Origin of the sequence: Rhodococcus jostii NBRC 16295, assembly GCF_001894825.1 — a bacterium.
Lineage (GTDB): Bacteria > Actinomycetota > Actinomycetes > Mycobacteriales > Mycobacteriaceae > Rhodococcus_F > Rhodococcus_F jostii.
Map to the genome: position 1 here is coordinate 43,269 of NZ_BCWY01000005.1, position 14,686 is coordinate 57,954.

A 14,686-nucleotide genomic window follows, 5' to 3' on the forward strand; every position below is an offset into this window, starting at 1 on the left:
GGTGTCAGGCCGCCGGGACGGGGTGGCGGCCGGTGTAGGCGATGAGCCGGGTCACCGCATCGCTGGTGTGCGGGGCGGGAACGGGATCGTCGAATCCGACGGCCTTCCTGCCCTCGGGTGAGATGATCTTGTGCGCCAACGTCAGCACGTATTCGGCGAGTGGCTCGGGCACGGCCGCATCTCCTCCGGTCGCTGCCGCGAAATCCCAGGCGTGGACCAGGAATTCGATCGAGAGGATGCCCACGGCAAGGGTCGCGGGGAATGGGTTCGGCCCGAGCGTCACCGTGCCGTCCAGGCCGCGACCGCGCCATGCCTCCAGTGCCGGTTGGGCGAGGTCGGCGATTCGCGTCTCGACGGGCTTGGTGGGGTCGTCGTCGAACTCCGCTCCGGCCGCGCCACCGAGGGACGTGATCGAACCGGCGAGGTGATCGGCGAGCTGCGAGACGGTGAACTCGGTGCACGCTGTCTGCTTGGACATGTCCTCTGCCGTGAAGCCGCGGAGGACTCGTTGCACGACTGCCAAAGAAGCTTCGGCACTGGACAGTTCGTCGAGAGGGTCGGGTGCGGCCGCCCAGTCGTCGGGGCCGGCGTCACTGTTCTGTGCGGCGAGGACGAGGCGATCCAGGTAGTGGTTCCAGCCCTCCGCGTGGCGGGCGGCCTGCTCGTCGTCGAGCCCGTCGTGCACGAGGCGCACCTCGGTTCCGCCGGTGGTGGGGGTGAGTGTCACCGTCACGGTGGACGTGCCCGGCGGGAGTTCGTCGTCGCCTTCCCATCCCCACGTGTACACCACCCGCTTGCCGGGAACGACCTCACGGAACGTGCCGGCCGCGGAGTGACCCGGAACGACGGTCCACCGGTACTCGCCACCCGCCTGCAGATCGACGCGGGCCGCGACGGTCTGCCACCGCCGCAATCGCTCCGGTCTGGTGACGAGGTCGAACGCGGCGTCCGGGTCCAGCGGGACGACGACGGTTTTGTCGAATGGCATCAGCTGTCTCCTTTGGATCCTGCTTCGTCTGTGGCGTCCGCGACGAGCCGGTCGAGTTCGTCGATCCAGAAGGAGTCGAACAACGTGCGCAGTTGCGCGAGTCCCTGCGGGTCGAGCCGGTAGTACCTGAAGCGTCCGTCCTTGCGCGCAGTGACCAGTCCCGCCTCGGTGAGCACCCTGAGATGTTGCGATATCGCCGACCGGCTCGCGGGGAAGTGTGCGGCGAGGTTGTTGACGGTCTGTTCACCAGATGTCAGCAGTTGCATGATGCGTCTCCGGGTGGGCTCAGCTGCGACTTCCAACTGATCGAGCACGACCAATACGTTAGTCGTGACTAACACGTTGTGCAATGGGTCTCGCCCACGAGGCCGTGAGGTGGGAGAATTCGAAGCGACGAGGGAGTGAAAAATGACAACGTCAAGCCCCTGGCCCACGATTCACGACGAACGCCGCGCCCTGGTGGACGACCTCGAACCGCTGACCGAAGAACAGTGGTCGATGCCGTCGCTCTGCGAGCGCTGGACGGTGCGGGACGTGTTCGCGCACATGACGGCGACGGAGAAGATGACGCCGCCGAAGTTCGTCGGAAAACTCGTCGGATCGGGATTCCGCATCAACACCATGTTCGAGAAGGACATCGCACACGAAGAGGAAGGAACGCCGGCCGAGGCGCTCGACGAATTCCGGGCGCACATGAGTGACTCCACGCATCCGCCCGGCCCCATCGACGCCATGCTGGGCGAGATGATCGTCCACGGCGAGGACATCCGCCGCCCGCTCGGAATCGCGCACGACTATCCGATGGACGCCGTCGTCCGCGTCGCCGACTTCTACAAGAATTCGAACCTGCTCATCGGATCGAAGTCCCGGGTCGCGGGGCTGACGCTGCGAGCCACCGACACCGACTGGACCACCGGATCGGGGCCGGAGGTGTCCGGTCCGATGCTGGCGCTCGTGCTGGCGATGACGGGTCGCCGTGCCGCCCTCGGCGAACTCAGCGGCGACGGCAAGTCCCAGTTGGAGTCTGCCCTGCCGAAGTAGAGCAATCGGACAGCGAACCAGCGGTGACTACAACGTGATCGGGCTGGCGCACACAGCTGTCACAAAACCTCTAAGCTCTTGTTGACCGGACGCATTTTGTACTGTGCAATCGGGGTCCACACAGTCCGGGGAAGAGGGATTTCTTTATGCGTCGCGAAGCAATGGCTGCTGTCGGTCTGGCAGTGTCACTGACCCTTCTGGGGCCGGCGTTCACTGCTGTCGCCGACCCGGCGCCTGCTCCGGTCGCACCTCAGAGCAGTGGGGTCGCCACCGTCGACAAGATCGTCCCGCTCACCGACACCCGTAGTGCCGTCTTCATCAATTCCCCCGCCATGGGCCGCGTCGTGCAAGTGCAGGTCCTGCATCCCGCCGGGGGTGGGTCGAGGCCGTCGCTGTATCTGCTGGACGGGGTCAGCGCCGGGGCCGAGTCGGACTTCCGCGAAAGCACCTGGACGCAGAAGACGGACGTCGTGCAGTTCTTCGCCGACAAGAAGGTCAACGTGGTGCTCCCGGTGGGAGGCACCGCCAGCTACTACACCGACTGGCTGCATCCCGACCCCACGCTGGGGATCAACAAGTGGGAGACGTTCCTGGCCGACGAACTGCCGCCGATCATCGACCGGAACTTCAGCGGTAACGGCGTCAACGCCGTCGCGGGTGTGTCGATGGGTGCGATGGGCGCCGCCAACCTCGTCACCCGGCACCCGCAGCTCTACCGCGGACTGGCCGCCTACAGCGGATGCCTCGACAACTCGAACCCCAGCTCGCGGGACTCGGTCCGCGGCACGGTGGCCTTCAAGGGCGGAAACCCGGCCAACATGTGGGGTCCCGACACCGATCCGGCGTGGACCGCTCACGATCCGTCGGTGAATGCCGAAGCGTTGCGCGGCAAGCAGATCTACATTTCCACGGGCAACGGGCTCCCCGGACCGTACGAGATCGGGGGAGACATCGCGTCGACGATCGCGGTGGGTGGTCCTCTCGAGGCGGCGGCGAACCTCTGCACGCAGACGTTCCAGCAGCGCCTGACGCAGCTCGCGATCCCGGCGACGTTCACCTACCGGAACTTCGGCACGCATTCGTGGCCGTACTGGCAGGACGAGCTGCGCACGTCGTGGCCCGTCCTGCAGAGCGCACTCGGCGTCTGACCGGACTCACTGTCCGCCGAGCACCGCGATCCGGTCGGTGTTCGGCGGCGTCACCGGTGACTTCGCCCCCAGGTACGCCGTGAAGGCGTCGAGGTCGCAGCCGGCGTGCACCGCCTCGCTGCGGGTGCGGAAGGCGTCGAACCCGTCGCCGCCGTCGGCGAGGAACTTGTTGACCGCCACCCGGTAGGTGCCGTCGGGGGTGACCGTGTCGCCGTTCACCCGCAGGTTCGAGATGCGGTCGCCGACAATCGCCGAGCGATTCATGGTGTACGTCAGCGAACTCGACGGGGCGAGGATCCGCTCCGTGATCGTGCCGTCGCCGCGCGGCTGGAACTGCTGCTCCAAGGCGGTCTTCAGCGCCGCACCGGTGACCGTCAGGACCTCGAGGGTGTTGCCGAAGGGTTGAGCGGCGTAGGCCTGCCCGTAGGTTACGGTGCCGCCGGTGCCCCGCAGCAGGTCTTCGCGGAGCCCGCCGGGGTTGGTGAGTGCCACCTGGGCGCCGTGCCCGGATCCGGCCGCCAGCTGGGCGTCGGCGACCACGTTTCCGAGGGTGGATTCGCCGCTGCCGGTCTCGTCGCGGGTGAGGTCGCCCGTCAGCGACGCCACGCGTGCCTCGCCGACCTCGGAGGCCTGGCGCGCGGCGCTGTCGGCGAGCGCCTGGACGTCGGGGTCGGACGGGATGTCGTGGGTGACCACCTGATTGAACGAGGACGCGCGATCGCGCAGGATGTCGCGGGTGGTGCGGTCGATCGACACGTCGACGACCGAGATGATCCGGCCGTGCGACGCGCCCTGCATCATCACCCGCGGGTTCCCCATCGGGTCGGGGAACGAGCAGTTGTACTGCTGGTGGCTGTCGGCGGTGAAGATGACGTCGACCTTCGGGGACGCCCGCAGGGCGAGGTCGCGTGCCGGTCCGGACGTCACCTCGCACGAGTTGGGACCGTTGTCGGCGACGGGCTCGGCGCCCTTGTGCATCAGCAGCGCGATGGCCCGCACCCCGAAGAAGTCGAGGAGGTCCGCCGTCCGGTCGACCGCCGCGAGTTCGTCCGTGAACCGCAGCCCTCCGACGCCCTCGGGGGTCACCATCCGTGCGGTGTCGGCGGGCATGGTCGCGATCACCCCGACGGGGATTCCCTCGACGTAGTTGACGGTGAAGGGCAGCGTCGCCGGCGCGCCGTTCTCGAACTCCATGTTCGAGGCGAGGAGCGGGAAGCGGGCGCCCTCGAACGTGTCCCCGAACCGGCAACCGTCGACGGGATGGCAGCCGCCGGTCTGCATCCGCCGGAACTCCGTATATCCCTCGTCGAGTTCGTGATTGCCGATCGCGGACGCGTCGACGCCCATCCGGTTGAGTAGTTGCACGGTCGGTTCGTCGTGGAACATCGCGGATTCGAGCGCCGACGACCCCCAGTTGTCACCCACCGAGTACAGCAGCGAATGCGTCGCTTGACCGCGCAGTTGGTCGACGTACGCGGCCAGATAGGCGGCGCCGCCCGCCGGGACCAGCGAACCGTCGGCGTGCTTCACCTGACTGCGGACGCCGGGTGGGGGTTCGAGGCTGCCGTGGAGGTCGTTGAACGCGAGCAGCCGGAGCGACACGGTCGCGTCCTGCGCCTGCGCCGCGGACAGCCCAGACGTCAGCGACACCGCCAGCGCCGTCGACAGCCCGGCCGCCAGTGCAGCGGTGCGGAGCGCGGCGCGGCGACGCATGTGGGGGCTCCCTTCGGCAAAACCTCACTGAGTCTGCCAAGAAGGAGTCACGGGCGTTATACCCGTGGGTAACGTTTACGTCTCGAGCGTTACGCCCGGACCGCGACGTTCGCGATCGACCGCGCCTCGGCACTCGTGGCGAAGGCGAGGAACGCGTCGTTCTCCTCGGGGTCGCCGATGGTGATCCGCACCCCGTCGTCGCCGTACGGTCGCAGCAGCACACCTGCCTCGGCGCTTGCCGCCGCGAACGCGCCGGAGTGGGTGCCCAGCGGGAGGTAGACGAAGTTGGCGGCCGATTCGGGTACCTCGTAGCCGGCAGCGAGAAGGCCGTCACGGACCCGGTTCCGCTCGGCGATGACGCCGTCGGTGCGTGCCAGCAGTTCGGCGGACGCGGCCAGCGACGCGATGGCGGCGGCCTGCGCGACGGCATTGACCGCGAACGCGATGTGCACCTTGCCCAGCGCGGTGACGACCGCGGGATCGGCGACCGCGTACCCCACACGGATGCCCGCGAGGCCGTAGGCCTTGGAGAACGTGCGCAGAACCACCACGTTGGGGCGTCCGCGGAACAGTTCGATGCCGTCGGCGTCGGACCGGTTGTATTCGAAGTAGGCCTCGTCCAGGGCGACCAGGACGTGGGCGGGAACGGCGTCGAGGAAACGCTCGAGTTCGGCCTTCGTCAGGGCGTTGCCGGTGGGGTTGTTCGGGTTGCAGACGAAGATCAGCCGGGTGCGGTCGGTGACCGCGGCCAGCATCGCGTCGAGGTCGTGCCCGTGGTCCGCGGTCAGCGGAACCTTGACCGGCGTGGCCCCGGCCACCTGCGTGACCACGGGGTACGCCTCGAACGACCGCCACGCGAAGATGACCTCGTCGCCGTCGTTGCACGTGGCCTGCACCAATTCCTGGCACAGGCTGACCGACCCGCAGCCCGCGGCGATGTTCTCGGTGGCAACTCCGAGGTGATCGGCGAGCGCCGTGATCAGGGCGATGTGACCGTTGTCCGGGTAGCGGTTGGCGTTACCGACGGCGTCGGAGATGGCGTCCCGCACGCTCGGCAACGGGCCCAGCGTGGTCTCGTTGCTCGCCAGCTTGATCGCGCCCGGAAAATTCTTGCCGGGGATGTAGGCCGGGATCGTGTCGAGGTCTGCCCTGGTTCGCGGAGTCACCACGCGATTATGCGCCTCCCGATCCTCTGCGCCGACGCCCCCTTCGTGCCAAGGTAGGGACATGTCGGGATTCTTCAGGGACAGTGCAGCCCTGCGGACGTCCGGAGACACGCCGGAAGGCCCTCAGCGGCGTGTTCCGCTCACCGCGGTGGAACCGGACGGTCCGGCGCGGGGCGGGATCGTGGTTCTGCACGAGTCACGAACCTTCAGCGAACCTCTCCTCGATCTGATGCGCTCGCTCGCGATGGAGGGGTGGGTGACGGTCGCGCCGCACCTCTTCCACCGGGAACCGGCACCCAGCGAGGTCGAGGTGTTCGGCGACTCGCTGTTCGCCGACTTCGACGCCACCTTCGACTGGCTGATCGCGCGGGGCATCTACGCCGACTGCGTGGGGGTGCTGGGTTTCGACGACGCCGGGACCGCCGCGCTGCTGGTCGCGACCACGCGTCCCGTCGGTGCCGCCGTGAGCGTCGCCGCCCGCGGGATCGTCGAGCCGTTGTCGGAGGATGCGCCCGCGCTGGTGCATGCGGCCCCCGACCTGAAGGCCCCGTGGCTCGGTCTGTACGGGGAGGACGATCCGTCCACGCCGCCCGATCAGGTCGAGATGCTGCGCGACGCCACCGCCAAGTCCGACGTCGCGGGGCTCGTCGTGAGTTATGCCGGGCTCGCGCACCGGGCCGACGAACCGCCGCAGGTGCCCGACGGCCGCGACGACGACCCGGGGGCCCAGGCCATCGTCGACGCGCAGCGGCGGATCTTCGACTGGTTCGACAGCCACCTGCGATAAAGCGGCCATCCATACGCTGTGACCAGCCGTTTTGCCTTTGTGGTGGAAAGGTGTGTAATCTTTCGCACCGGCGGTCCGAAGGGATCGGAACCACCCCAGGGAGGCGTGCCAGAGCGGCCGAATGGGACTCACTGCTAATGAGTTGTCCCTTTTACGAGGGACCGGAGGTTCAAATCCTCTCGCCTCCGCCACACCGGGCCTAGTCGGCCGGTGCAAGCTAGACAACTGAAGAACATGCGCCCGTAGCTCAACGGATAGAGCACTTGACTACGGATCAAGAGGTTAGGGGTTCGAATCCCTTCGGGCGCACCAAAAAATCCCCGTCAACTGCAGTGATGCAGGTGGCGGGGATTTTTCTTTGTCGTGCGATCTAGCAGCAGGACTTGGCCGCGGAGGCCTTCTCCCCGTCCGCAGCGGTGCCGCAGCAGGTGCCTTCCTCGGCGTCGGCGCCCGGGTGCTGCGGGCTCGACCCGAACGTCTCGGAGTCGGCGAGCACGGTGTAGACCTCCCACTTCTCGCCGGCGGGACCGGTGACCCACACCTTGTCCTGGGTCGCGAAGCAACAGGTGGTGCCGATCTCCTCGTCGGTGAAGAGGCCCTCCCCGGTCAGCCGGGCGATCTCGGAATGCACCTCGGCGCTGGACTCGACCTCGACGCCGAGATGGTTGACGGTGCCGCCCTGGCCGGGGTTCTCCAGCAGCACCAGTTTGAGGGGCGGCTGTGCGATGGCGAAGTTCGCATATCCCGGCTTCAGCTTCGCGGGTTGTGTATCGAACAGTTTCGAGTAGAACGTGACTGCTTCCTCCAGATCGTCGACGTTGAGGGCGAGTTGGGCGCGGGACATGACAACCTCCACCTGTGTGACATATGTCGAATTACTGTGTAACCACAGCGTCCCACCTTTTTGACATATGTCAAGAAGGTGGGAGGATGGATTCATGCCCAAGACGTTGCCGGTGGTAGATGTGTCCGCGCCGATCTGCTGCGCACCCGTCTCGGCCGCCCCGATGACCGACGACGCGGCCCTGCACCTCGCTCTCCGTCTCAAGGCCCTGGCCGACCCGGTCCGGATCAAGCTGATGTCGATCCTGTTGACCGCGAGCGAGGGCGAGGTGTGCACGTGCGATCTCGCGACCGGCGTGGGCCTGTCCGAATCGACGGTCAGCCACCATCTCGGTCAGCTCAAGAAGGCGGGAATGGTTCAGTCCGTTCGCCGCGGGATGAACGTCTTCTACAGCGCGCGATCCGAGGCCCTCGACGCGCTGCGGGTCGTCCTCGACCCCCACTGCTGCACCTGACGCAGGCCGGGATGATTACGACGTTCGTGTGCTCGATTCGAGACCGATCGTCGTGGTTGTCGAACCGAGACCGATTCGTGGCCAGCCCGCGGTGACCGCGATGAACCCCGAGGCGGGTATCGCGTCCAGCCAATAATGCGGCTCGGTGCGGTACTCCGGCGGCCCGCTCCGGCACGCCTTCGACGCCGAGGTCGGATGGTAGGGGTCTGCCTCACCCTCGATGTCGTCGACGCGTGCGCGCACGGACAGATAGGACCACCGGGTCGAGGGATCGTCGGGATCGGACAGCGACCGTGTTTCGTACTGCGCCAGCTCCGCGGGCCTGCCCGTCGCAGTCAGGGCCATTCGGAGGTGGAGGCCGTCCGGGAACGCCACGACCTCGAAGAGCTCGAGCGTGAGGTGCTCCTCGGTCGTGAGGAGCAGTGGGCCGTGCACCCGATGTCCCCCGGTGGTGGGTGGCGCTACTGCCGGCCAACGCGGTCTGCGCATGCCCCTATGGTCCCACCGATCCGAATGCAGATGCAATGGTGGACAACGCAGTTCATGCCGTGTAGTGGACGGCGAGAACTGCGTCGCCGCGACCTCAGCTGGTGGGTGGGACGAACTCCGGTTGGTCGAGGAGGCGGAGCCAGGTTCCGTCCGGTTGCCTGCGGACGACTTGCGCCCGCGCGCCGGATCCATCCTTGGGCGGGGTGGACGTGAGGGCGATGTCGTCACTGATCAGCGTGGGAAGGGGCGTTTCGAGTTCGAAGTGCGGCGCGTTCGCGAGCACCGATTCCCACAGTTTCCGAATGGCCTCCCGCCCGACCGTCCGGCTGCCGGGCGGATAGGCCATGACGGCGTTCTCCTCGTACAGCGCCGCGACCCCGGCGGCGTCGCCCGCGTTGCTCCGCTCGACGAACAGGCGGGTGAGGTCTTCGGGCTTCAGCGCCTTCTCGTGCTCGGTCATTGCGCATCCTCTCGTGGGTGAACTGTGGTCACTTCCCAGGATGCTGCCGCCAGAACCGGAAGTCCAACAGATAGTTGTGCTGAATACTAGAATCTTCAGTTATGGAACTCAGGCAGCTCGAGTACTTCGTGGCGGTGGCCGAGGAAGCGAACTTCACCCGCGCCGCGGAACGCGTCCACATCAGTCAGTCGGGGATCAGTGCGCAGATCCGCCAGCTCGAGCACGACCTCGGCGCCACCCTCATCGACCGCTCGAGCCGGACGGCCACGCTGACGGCCGCGGGGGAGGCGGCGCTCGTCCATGCCCGCGCTGCCCTCGCCTCGGCGAGAGCCGTGGAACAGGCCGTGGACGACGTGAACCAGCTGGTCCGGGGGCGGCTCGTCGTCGGCATGGTCACGGCCTGCACCGTGAAACCCCTGTTCGACGCCCTGTCCGCGTTCCATCTCGCGCACCCGGCAATCGAGATCACGCTGACCGAGGACAGCTCCGACCGGCTGGTCGAACGCGTCCGCTCCGGCGCGATCGACCTGGCTCTCGTCGGAACCCCGTCCGCCCCACCGGACGGGCTGGACGCCTTCCCGATCATCAGCGAGGGGCTGGTCGCGGCGGTGCCGCCCGGTCACCCGCTGGCGGGGCGTGCACGCGTCACTCTCGCCGAGCTCGGCGACCATCCGATCGTCTGTATGCCCACCGGAACGGGCATCCGGACGGTCTTCGATCAGGCCTGTGCGGCCGTCGGGCTCCGGCCCGACATCGCCCTGCAGGCCAGTGCCCCGGACGCCGTCGCCGATCTCGCGATCCGCGGGCTGGGGGTCGCGATCCTCAGCGAGTCGATGGCGACCGACTACCAGGACCGGTTGACGGCGGTCGCCCTCGACGACGTCGACATCCCGGCCGTGCTCGCGCTGGTCTGGAAGAAGGTCGGAGGCCCCGCGCTCCGCGAGCTCGTCCTGCACACTCGCCGCTCCTTCGGTGAGCTGCCGACCGGACAGGTTGCCGCGATCGGCAGCTGAATCCTCACACCACCGCGGTCATGCCGCCGTCGACGAAGATGACCTGACCGTTGACGTACCGGGAGGCGTCCGACGCCAGCCAGACGGCGGGACCCACGAGATCGTCCGGTGTGCCCCACCGCCCGGCGGGTGCCCGGCCGCGGAGCCAGGAGTCGAACTGGGCGTCGTCGACGAGGGCCTGAGTCACCCCGGTGTGGATGTAGCCGGGGGCGAGCCCGTTGATCTGCAGTCCGGACGCCGCCCACTCCGCCGTCATCGCGCGGGTCAGATTCCGCAATCCGCCCTTCGCGGTGGTGTACGGCGCAATCGTGGGCCGGGCCAGGTCGCTCTGCACCGAACAGACGTTGACGATCTTCCCGCTCCCGCGCCCGATCTGGAACCGTGCCACCGCACGTCCGACGAGGAAGGCGCTGGTGAGGTCGGTGTCGATCACCCGCTTCCAGTCCTCGACGGTGACGTCGAGCAGCGGCTGACGGTGTTGCAGCGCAGCGTTGTTCACCAGGATCTCGATCGGCCCGACCTCCGACTCGATCCGCGCGACCGAGTCGTCCACCCGCTCGGCATCCGTGACGTCGAAGGCGTACGCGTGGACCCTCGTGTCGCCGAACTCCTCGCGGAGTTGTGCACGCGCCTGTGCGAGACGGCTTTGTGAGACCCCGTTGAGCACGATCGTGGCGCCCGCGTCGGCCAGGCCCCGCGCGAGTGCGTAGCCGATTCCCCTACTCGAACCGGTGACCAGGGCGATGCGACCGGACAGGTCGAACAGGCTCACAGCGCACGCACCGGGTTGCTCAGGGTGCCGATTCCGTCGAGCGTGATCTCGGCGCGGTCGCCGGGTTCGACCGGGGCGAACGTGAACGGACACCCTGTGAGCACGACATCTCCCGGCCCCAGCGTCAGATACCGGGTGAGATGCACCAGTTGCTCGGTGACGTTCCAGGCGAGTTGCCGGGTGGACGCCTCGGCCACGGTCACGCCGTCGACGCGCACCGCGATCGGAACGTCCCCGGGATCGAGATCCGTCTCGATCCACGGCCCCAGCGGTGTGAAACCGTCGCCGTGTTTCGCCTGGGTGAGCTTGTCGTCCAACGCTATCTGCTCGACCGCGGTGACGTCGTTGCCGATCGTGTAGCCCAGGATCGCGGACGGCACGTCCTCCGGCCGCAGCCGGCGGCAGGTGCGGCGGATGACGACGGCCAGTTCACCCTCCACGTTGACCTGCCCCAGCCCTTCGTCGACGACGATCGGGTGGTCGGGGCCGACCACCGTGCGCGGCGACTTCATGAATGCCTGCGGCGGGAGTTCGCGATCCCCGGGGGCGCCGTTGTGCGCCATCCCGAGCACGACCCGCGGTTCGGCGGGCGCGAGCAGCTGCACGGTGCCGGGGTCGTGTGCGGGTCCGGTGAACGCCGGGGTGTCCGCGAATGGATCCGCCACCTCGTGCCAGCGTCCGTCGTGCAGGCACACCGGCCGCGGTCCGGCGGCGGTGGCGATGCGGGCCAGCCTCATGCGTCGACCCGATCCTTCGATTCGGCGGCAACCGGATCCGGTCCGTGGACCGGATCGGCCATCGCATCCCACGCGAGACCGAGGTCGCGGCCACGAGTTTCGGGTGTCACGAACGTGGTGGCGAACGAGATGATGCTGAGCACCAGAACGTAGATCGCGAGCGGCACCCACGAGTTGTTCAGCAGCGACAGCAGCAGCGCGCCGACGAACGGGGCGATGCCGCCGGCGAGGATGGCGCTCGTTTCCCGGGCGACCGCCACGCCGATGTAGCGGTGGCGATTTCCGAACAGCTCGGGCAGGGCCGCGCACTGCGCGCCGAGCATCACGTTGACGCCGATCCCGTAGCTGACGGCGAGGGTCGCCACGACGAGATAGGGGTTGCCGAGGGACAGCAGCCACCACGACGGGACGGCGAGGACGAGTTGCAGCGCCGCGCCGAACCGGTACACCCGCATCCGGCCGAAGCGGTCCGACAGCGCACCGGAGAACGGGATGACCAGCATGCCGATGGCGGCGCCGCACGCGATGGCGAGCGGTCCGATCGACTTGCTGACGCCCACCACCGTCGTGACGTAGCTGATGCCGAGGGTCTGGAAGATGTACGAGCCACCGTTCTCGGCCATCCGCAGTCCGATGCCGCGGAGCACGCTGGGCATCGAGCTGCCGATCAGTTCCCGGAACGGGCTCTCGCTGATCTGATCCTGCTTCTCCAGCTTGATGAACGTGGGGCTCTCCTGCATGCGGAGCCGGATGAACACGGCGACCGCGATCAGGAAGATGGAGGCCAGGAACGGCACCCGCCACACCCAGGCGAGGAGGAGTTCGCGATCGATCTGGCCGAGGATCGCGAAGACGCCGGACGCCATGAGGGTGCCGACCATGATCCCGACGAACGGGAGGGCGGAGAAGAATCCGCGTCGCGCGGTGGGGGAGTACTCGGCCATCAGGGTGGTGGCTCCGGCCTGCTCGGCGCCGGCGCCGAATCCCTGCAGCAGTCGCAGCGCGACCAGCATGATGGGGGCCCAGATGCCGACCTGTGCGCCGGTGGGCAGGACACCGATCAGGGTGCTCGCGCCGCCCATGATGGCGATGGTGATCATCAGGACTGCCTTGCGTCCGAGCCGGTCACCGAGGGCGCCGAAGAAGATGCCGCCGACGGGCCGGGCGAGGAACCCGACAGCGTAGGTGCCGAAACTGGCCATCAGGGCGGCCGACGCACCCATCGCGGGGAAGAACAGCTGGCCGAAGATCAGCGCCGACGCCAGGCCGTACAGGGCGAAGTCGTAGTACTCGAGCGCGCTGCCGATGGAACTGGCGAGCGTCGCGCGTTTGAGGTTGGCGGCGTAGTCCGGGTCGTCCGAGGCTCGCACGGGCACGCTGCTTCCTACTGGCATCTTCGATTCAGGGGACATCTTCTGCTCCGTTGTGGGACGGGACCACGTCGAGCGCGGTCACAAACAGGTCGGTGTAGTGACCCAGGTCACTTGCATGCGGAGGACGATACAGCGGATCGAGCTATTTGTCATACATAACTGCAAGTGTTGACTGAATCACATGATTAGTGCACAGTTTTTGTTCTGAACATATGGTCAGCATCGGCCCGTACCGGAGGAATCTGCAGTGAGCGCACACGACCCGAAGCCACTCGACGGGCGACTCCGCGTAGTCGCCGCGACCCCCGTGAGCGAGGAGCTCATCAGTCTCGTCACCCGGGCGGAACCGCGCATCGACTTCATCCGCGATCAGGATCTGCTGCCGCCCTCCCGGTTTCCGGGTGATCACGCCGGCGATCCGGCGTTCACCCGGGGCGCCGAGCAGCAGAAGGCGTTCGAGGACCTGGTCGATTCGGCGCAAGCCCTGTACGGCGTCCCGGACGAGAAGCCCGCGGCGCTGACGCGGACCGCGCGCGTCAACCCCGGACTCCGGTGGGTGCACACGATGCCCGCGGGCGGCGGCGCCCAGGTGAAAGCGGCCGGCCTCACCGACGAGCAACTCGCGCGCATCGCGTTCAGCACGTCCGCCGGCGTGCACGCGGAACCGCTGGCCGAGTTCGCGGTCTTCGGACTGCTGGCCGGCGCCAAGTCGCTCCCGCGCCTACTCGCGCAGCAGCGCGACAAGGTGTGGAGCGGGCGGTGGGCCATGGGCACCGTGTCCGGGCAGCGCATCGTGATCGTCGGGCTGGGCAGCATCGGCCGCGCGACGGCGCTGAAGCTGAAGGCGCTCGGCGCCACCGTCGTCGGAACGAGCCGGCGTGACACCGCGGTCGAGGGAGTCGACGAGATCGTGCACCCCGATCGGCTGGCCGACGTGGTCGGGGACGCCGACGGCATCGTCGTGACGCTGCCCGGAACCAGTGCGACCGAAGGACTCGTCAGCGCAAAGGTGTTCGGCGCCGTCAAACCCGGGGTGACGGTGGTGAGCGTGGGCCGGGGAACCGTCGTCGACGAGACCGCCATGACCGCGGCGATCGAGGACGGGCGGGTCGGGTTCGCCGCCCTGGACGTGTTCGCCTCGGAGCCGCTGGCGTCGGACAGCCCGCTGTGGACTCACCCCAACGTGCTGGTCAGCCCGCACACCGCAGCGCTGAACCCGGCGGAGGATCGACTGATCGCGGAACTGTTCGCGCGCAACGCCACCCGCTTCCTCGACGGGGAGACACTGATCAACAGGGTCGACACCGTCGAGTTCTACTGAGGATTCGGAGGTGGCGACCGCCTCAGGATTCGAGCAGCTTCGCCTTCGCCGCCGCGAACTCGTCGTCCGTGAGCACCCCCGCGTCCTTCAGGCGGGCAAGTTCCTGGATCCGCGACACCAGGTCGTCGCCCCCAGCGGGTGCGGGTGGCGGCGGCGGGGCCTGCTGGGCGTACTGCTGTTGCGCTGCCTGCTGTTCCGCGTACTGCTGCTGGGCGGCCTGGTCGATCCGCTCCTGTTCCTCCGCCTGTTTGTTGGCGGCGCGACGGTTCATCGCGTTGGACGTCGCCCGCGCGGTGCCCGTGATCACCGCGGTCCGGGCGACCGTGCCGAGCAGTCCGGGACGTCCCATGCGGCGTGGACCCCTGAAAACCATGTCGTTT

At 67.9% G+C, this 14,686-nt stretch carries 17 protein-coding genes and 2 tRNA genes; 8 read left to right on the forward strand and 11 right to left on the reverse strand.

Annotation, left to right across the window (positions count from 1 at the left end; translation table 11 throughout):
* Positions 1-4: 4 nt before the first annotated feature.
* Positions 5-988 (reverse strand): TIGR03086 family metal-binding protein, encoded by a 984-nt coding sequence (locus RJ1_RS05400; RefSeq protein ID WP_073358945.1) that lies wholly within the window; start codon positions 986-988, stop codon positions 5-7.
* On the reverse strand, positions 988-1,302 hold the full coding sequence (locus RJ1_RS49220) for an ArsR/SmtB family transcription factor (RefSeq protein ID WP_240319819.1): 315 nt from the start codon (positions 1,300-1,302) through the stop codon (positions 988-990). The genes RJ1_RS05400 and RJ1_RS49220 overlap by 1 nt, the downstream gene beginning before the upstream one ends.
* A gap of 94 nt (positions 1,303-1,396) precedes the next feature.
* Between RJ1_RS49220 and RJ1_RS05410 the strand changes: the two genes are divergently transcribed.
* A complete protein-coding gene (locus tag RJ1_RS05410; RefSeq protein WP_073358947.1) occupies positions 1,397-2,029 on the forward strand; it encodes a maleylpyruvate isomerase family mycothiol-dependent enzyme in 633 nt (210 codons plus the stop codon).
* Positions 2,030-2,175: 146 nt separating this feature from the next.
* Positions 2,176-3,177: an alpha/beta hydrolase gene (locus RJ1_RS05415; RefSeq protein ID WP_073358948.1), complete on the forward strand. Its 1,002-nt coding sequence runs from the start codon at positions 2,176-2,178 to the stop codon at positions 3,175-3,177.
* Between the two features lie 6 nt (positions 3,178-3,183).
* Here the strand turns inward: RJ1_RS05415 and RJ1_RS05420 are convergent, their stop codons facing one another.
* Both RJ1_RS05420 and hisC read right to left on the reverse strand, forming a co-directional pair.
* Positions 3,184-4,890: a bifunctional metallophosphatase/5'-nucleotidase gene (locus RJ1_RS05420; protein ID WP_073358949.1), complete on the reverse strand. Its 1,707-nt coding sequence runs from the start codon at positions 4,888-4,890 to the stop codon at positions 3,184-3,186.
* A gap of 89 nt (positions 4,891-4,979) precedes the next feature.
* A complete protein-coding gene (hisC, locus tag RJ1_RS05425) occupies positions 4,980-6,056 on the reverse strand; it encodes a histidinol-phosphate transaminase (RefSeq protein WP_073359120.1) in 1,077 nt (358 codons plus the stop codon).
* Between the two features lie 61 nt (positions 6,057-6,117).
* Between hisC and RJ1_RS05430 the strand changes: the two genes are divergently transcribed.
* From RJ1_RS05430 to RJ1_RS05440, 3 genes are all read left to right on the forward strand, one after another.
* The gene (locus tag RJ1_RS05430) at positions 6,118-6,843 is read left to right on the forward strand and encodes a dienelactone hydrolase family protein (protein WP_073358950.1); all 726 of its coding nucleotides are present in this window, start codon (positions 6,118-6,120) and stop codon (positions 6,841-6,843) included.
* 99 nt (positions 6,844-6,942) lie between these two features.
* A tRNA-Ser gene (locus RJ1_RS05435) sits at positions 6,943-7,034 on the forward strand.
* Positions 7,035-7,079: 45 nt separating this feature from the next.
* Positions 7,080-7,155: transfer RNA gene (locus tag RJ1_RS05440), tRNA-Arg, on the forward strand.
* Between the two features lie 58 nt (positions 7,156-7,213).
* Here RJ1_RS05440 and RJ1_RS05445 read toward each other — a convergent pair.
* Positions 7,214-7,687: an ArsI/CadI family heavy metal resistance metalloenzyme gene (locus RJ1_RS05445; RefSeq protein WP_073358951.1), complete on the reverse strand. Its 474-nt coding sequence runs from the start codon at positions 7,685-7,687 to the stop codon at positions 7,214-7,216.
* Between the two features lie 94 nt (positions 7,688-7,781).
* On the opposite strand from RJ1_RS05445, the gene RJ1_RS05450 reads away from it, so the two are divergent.
* The gene (locus tag RJ1_RS05450; protein WP_073358952.1) at positions 7,782-8,141 is read left to right on the forward strand and encodes an Rv2640c family ArsR-like transcriptional regulator; all 360 of its coding nucleotides are present in this window, start codon (positions 7,782-7,784) and stop codon (positions 8,139-8,141) included.
* Positions 8,142-8,156: 15 nt separating this feature from the next.
* On the opposite strand, the gene RJ1_RS05455 is transcribed toward RJ1_RS05450, so the two are convergent.
* Together RJ1_RS05455 and RJ1_RS05460 are read right to left on the reverse strand one after the other, a co-directional pair.
* Entirely contained in the window at positions 8,157-8,630 is a 474-nt protein-coding gene (locus tag RJ1_RS05455; protein ID WP_073358953.1) for a hypothetical protein, read from the reverse strand.
* A gap of 94 nt (positions 8,631-8,724) precedes the next feature.
* The gene (locus tag RJ1_RS05460) at positions 8,725-9,090 is read right to left on the reverse strand and encodes a YybH family protein (RefSeq protein WP_073358954.1); all 366 of its coding nucleotides are present in this window, start codon (positions 9,088-9,090) and stop codon (positions 8,725-8,727) included.
* Between the two features lie 101 nt (positions 9,091-9,191).
* Here RJ1_RS05460 and RJ1_RS05465 point away from each other — a divergent pair, with 101 nt between their 5' ends.
* Positions 9,192-10,103, forward strand: a complete 912-nt coding sequence (locus RJ1_RS05465) for a LysR family transcriptional regulator (protein ID WP_073358955.1) — start codon at positions 9,192-9,194, stop codon at positions 10,101-10,103.
* A 4-nt stretch (positions 10,104-10,107) separates the two neighbouring features.
* Here RJ1_RS05465 and RJ1_RS05470 read toward each other — a convergent pair whose 3' ends face one another.
* The 3 genes from RJ1_RS05470 to RJ1_RS05480 are packed head-to-tail and all read right to left on the reverse strand — an operon-like array spanning position 10,108 to position 13,006.
* Positions 10,108-10,875 (reverse strand): SDR family oxidoreductase, encoded by a 768-nt coding sequence (locus RJ1_RS05470; RefSeq protein WP_073358956.1) that lies wholly within the window; start codon positions 10,873-10,875, stop codon positions 10,108-10,110.
* The gene (locus RJ1_RS05475; protein WP_073358957.1) at positions 10,872-11,612 is read right to left on the reverse strand and encodes a fumarylacetoacetate hydrolase family protein; all 741 of its coding nucleotides are present in this window, start codon (positions 11,610-11,612) and stop codon (positions 10,872-10,874) included. The genes RJ1_RS05470 and RJ1_RS05475 overlap by 4 nt, the downstream gene beginning before the upstream one ends.
* The gene (locus tag RJ1_RS05480) at positions 11,609-13,006 is read right to left on the reverse strand and encodes an MFS transporter (RefSeq protein ID WP_073358958.1); all 1,398 of its coding nucleotides are present in this window, start codon (positions 13,004-13,006) and stop codon (positions 11,609-11,611) included. Before RJ1_RS05480 ends, RJ1_RS05475 begins: the two co-directional genes overlap by 4 nt.
* 226 nt (positions 13,007-13,232) lie before the next feature.
* On the opposite strand from RJ1_RS05480, the gene RJ1_RS05485 reads away from it, so the two are divergent.
* Positions 13,233-14,306 carry a D-2-hydroxyacid dehydrogenase gene (locus RJ1_RS05485; protein WP_073358959.1) on the forward strand — a complete coding sequence of 358 codons (1,074 nt, stop codon included), beginning with the start codon at positions 13,233-13,235 and terminating at the stop codon, positions 14,304-14,306.
* Between the two features lie 22 nt (positions 14,307-14,328).
* On the opposite strand, the gene RJ1_RS05490 is transcribed toward RJ1_RS05485, so the two are convergent.
* Complete coding sequence (locus RJ1_RS05490) at positions 14,329-14,679, reverse strand: SHOCT domain-containing protein (RefSeq protein ID WP_073358960.1); 351 nt, start codon at positions 14,677-14,679, stop codon at positions 14,329-14,331.
* Positions 14,680-14,686 lie beyond the last annotated feature (7 nt).

Excerpts from the sequence above, each read along its gene's own strand:
- RJ1_RS05400 (WP_073358945.1), bottom strand. The coding sequence starts at position 988 with ATGCCATTCGACAAAACCGTCGTCGTCCCGCTGGACCCGGACGCCGCG.
- RJ1_RS05410 (WP_073358947.1), top strand. The coding sequence starts at position 1,397 with ATGACAACGTCAAGCCCCTGGCCCACGATTCACGACGAACGCCGCGCC.
- RJ1_RS05415 (WP_073358948.1), top strand. The coding sequence starts at position 2,176 with ATGCGTCGCGAAGCAATGGCTGCTGTCGGTCTGGCAGTGTCACTGACC.
- RJ1_RS05420 (WP_073358949.1), bottom strand. The coding sequence starts at position 4,890 with ATGCGTCGCCGCGCCGCGCTCCGCACCGCTGCACTGGCGGCCGGGCTG.
- RJ1_RS05430 (WP_073358950.1), top strand. The coding sequence starts at position 6,118 with ATGTCGGGATTCTTCAGGGACAGTGCAGCCCTGCGGACGTCCGGAGAC.
- RJ1_RS05445 (WP_073358951.1), bottom strand. The coding sequence starts at position 7,687 with ATGTCCCGCGCCCAACTCGCCCTCAACGTCGACGATCTGGAGGAAGCA.
- RJ1_RS05450 (WP_073358952.1), top strand. The coding sequence starts at position 7,782 with ATGCCCAAGACGTTGCCGGTGGTAGATGTGTCCGCGCCGATCTGCTGC.
- RJ1_RS05455 (WP_073358953.1), bottom strand. The coding sequence starts at position 8,630 with ATGCGCAGACCGCGTTGGCCGGCAGTAGCGCCACCCACCACCGGGGGA.
- RJ1_RS05460 (WP_073358954.1), bottom strand. The coding sequence starts at position 9,090 with ATGACCGAGCACGAGAAGGCGCTGAAGCCCGAAGACCTCACCCGCCTG.
- RJ1_RS05465 (WP_073358955.1), top strand. The coding sequence starts at position 9,192 with ATGGAACTCAGGCAGCTCGAGTACTTCGTGGCGGTGGCCGAGGAAGCG.
- RJ1_RS05475 (WP_073358957.1), bottom strand. The coding sequence starts at position 11,612 with ATGAGGCTGGCCCGCATCGCCACCGCCGCCGGACCGCGGCCGGTGTGC.
- RJ1_RS05480 (WP_073358958.1), bottom strand. The coding sequence starts at position 13,006 with ATGCCAGTAGGAAGCAGCGTGCCCGTGCGAGCCTCGGACGACCCGGAC.
- RJ1_RS05490 (WP_073358960.1), bottom strand. The coding sequence starts at position 14,679 with ATGGTTTTCAGGGGTCCACGCCGCATGGGACGTCCCGGACTGCTCGGC.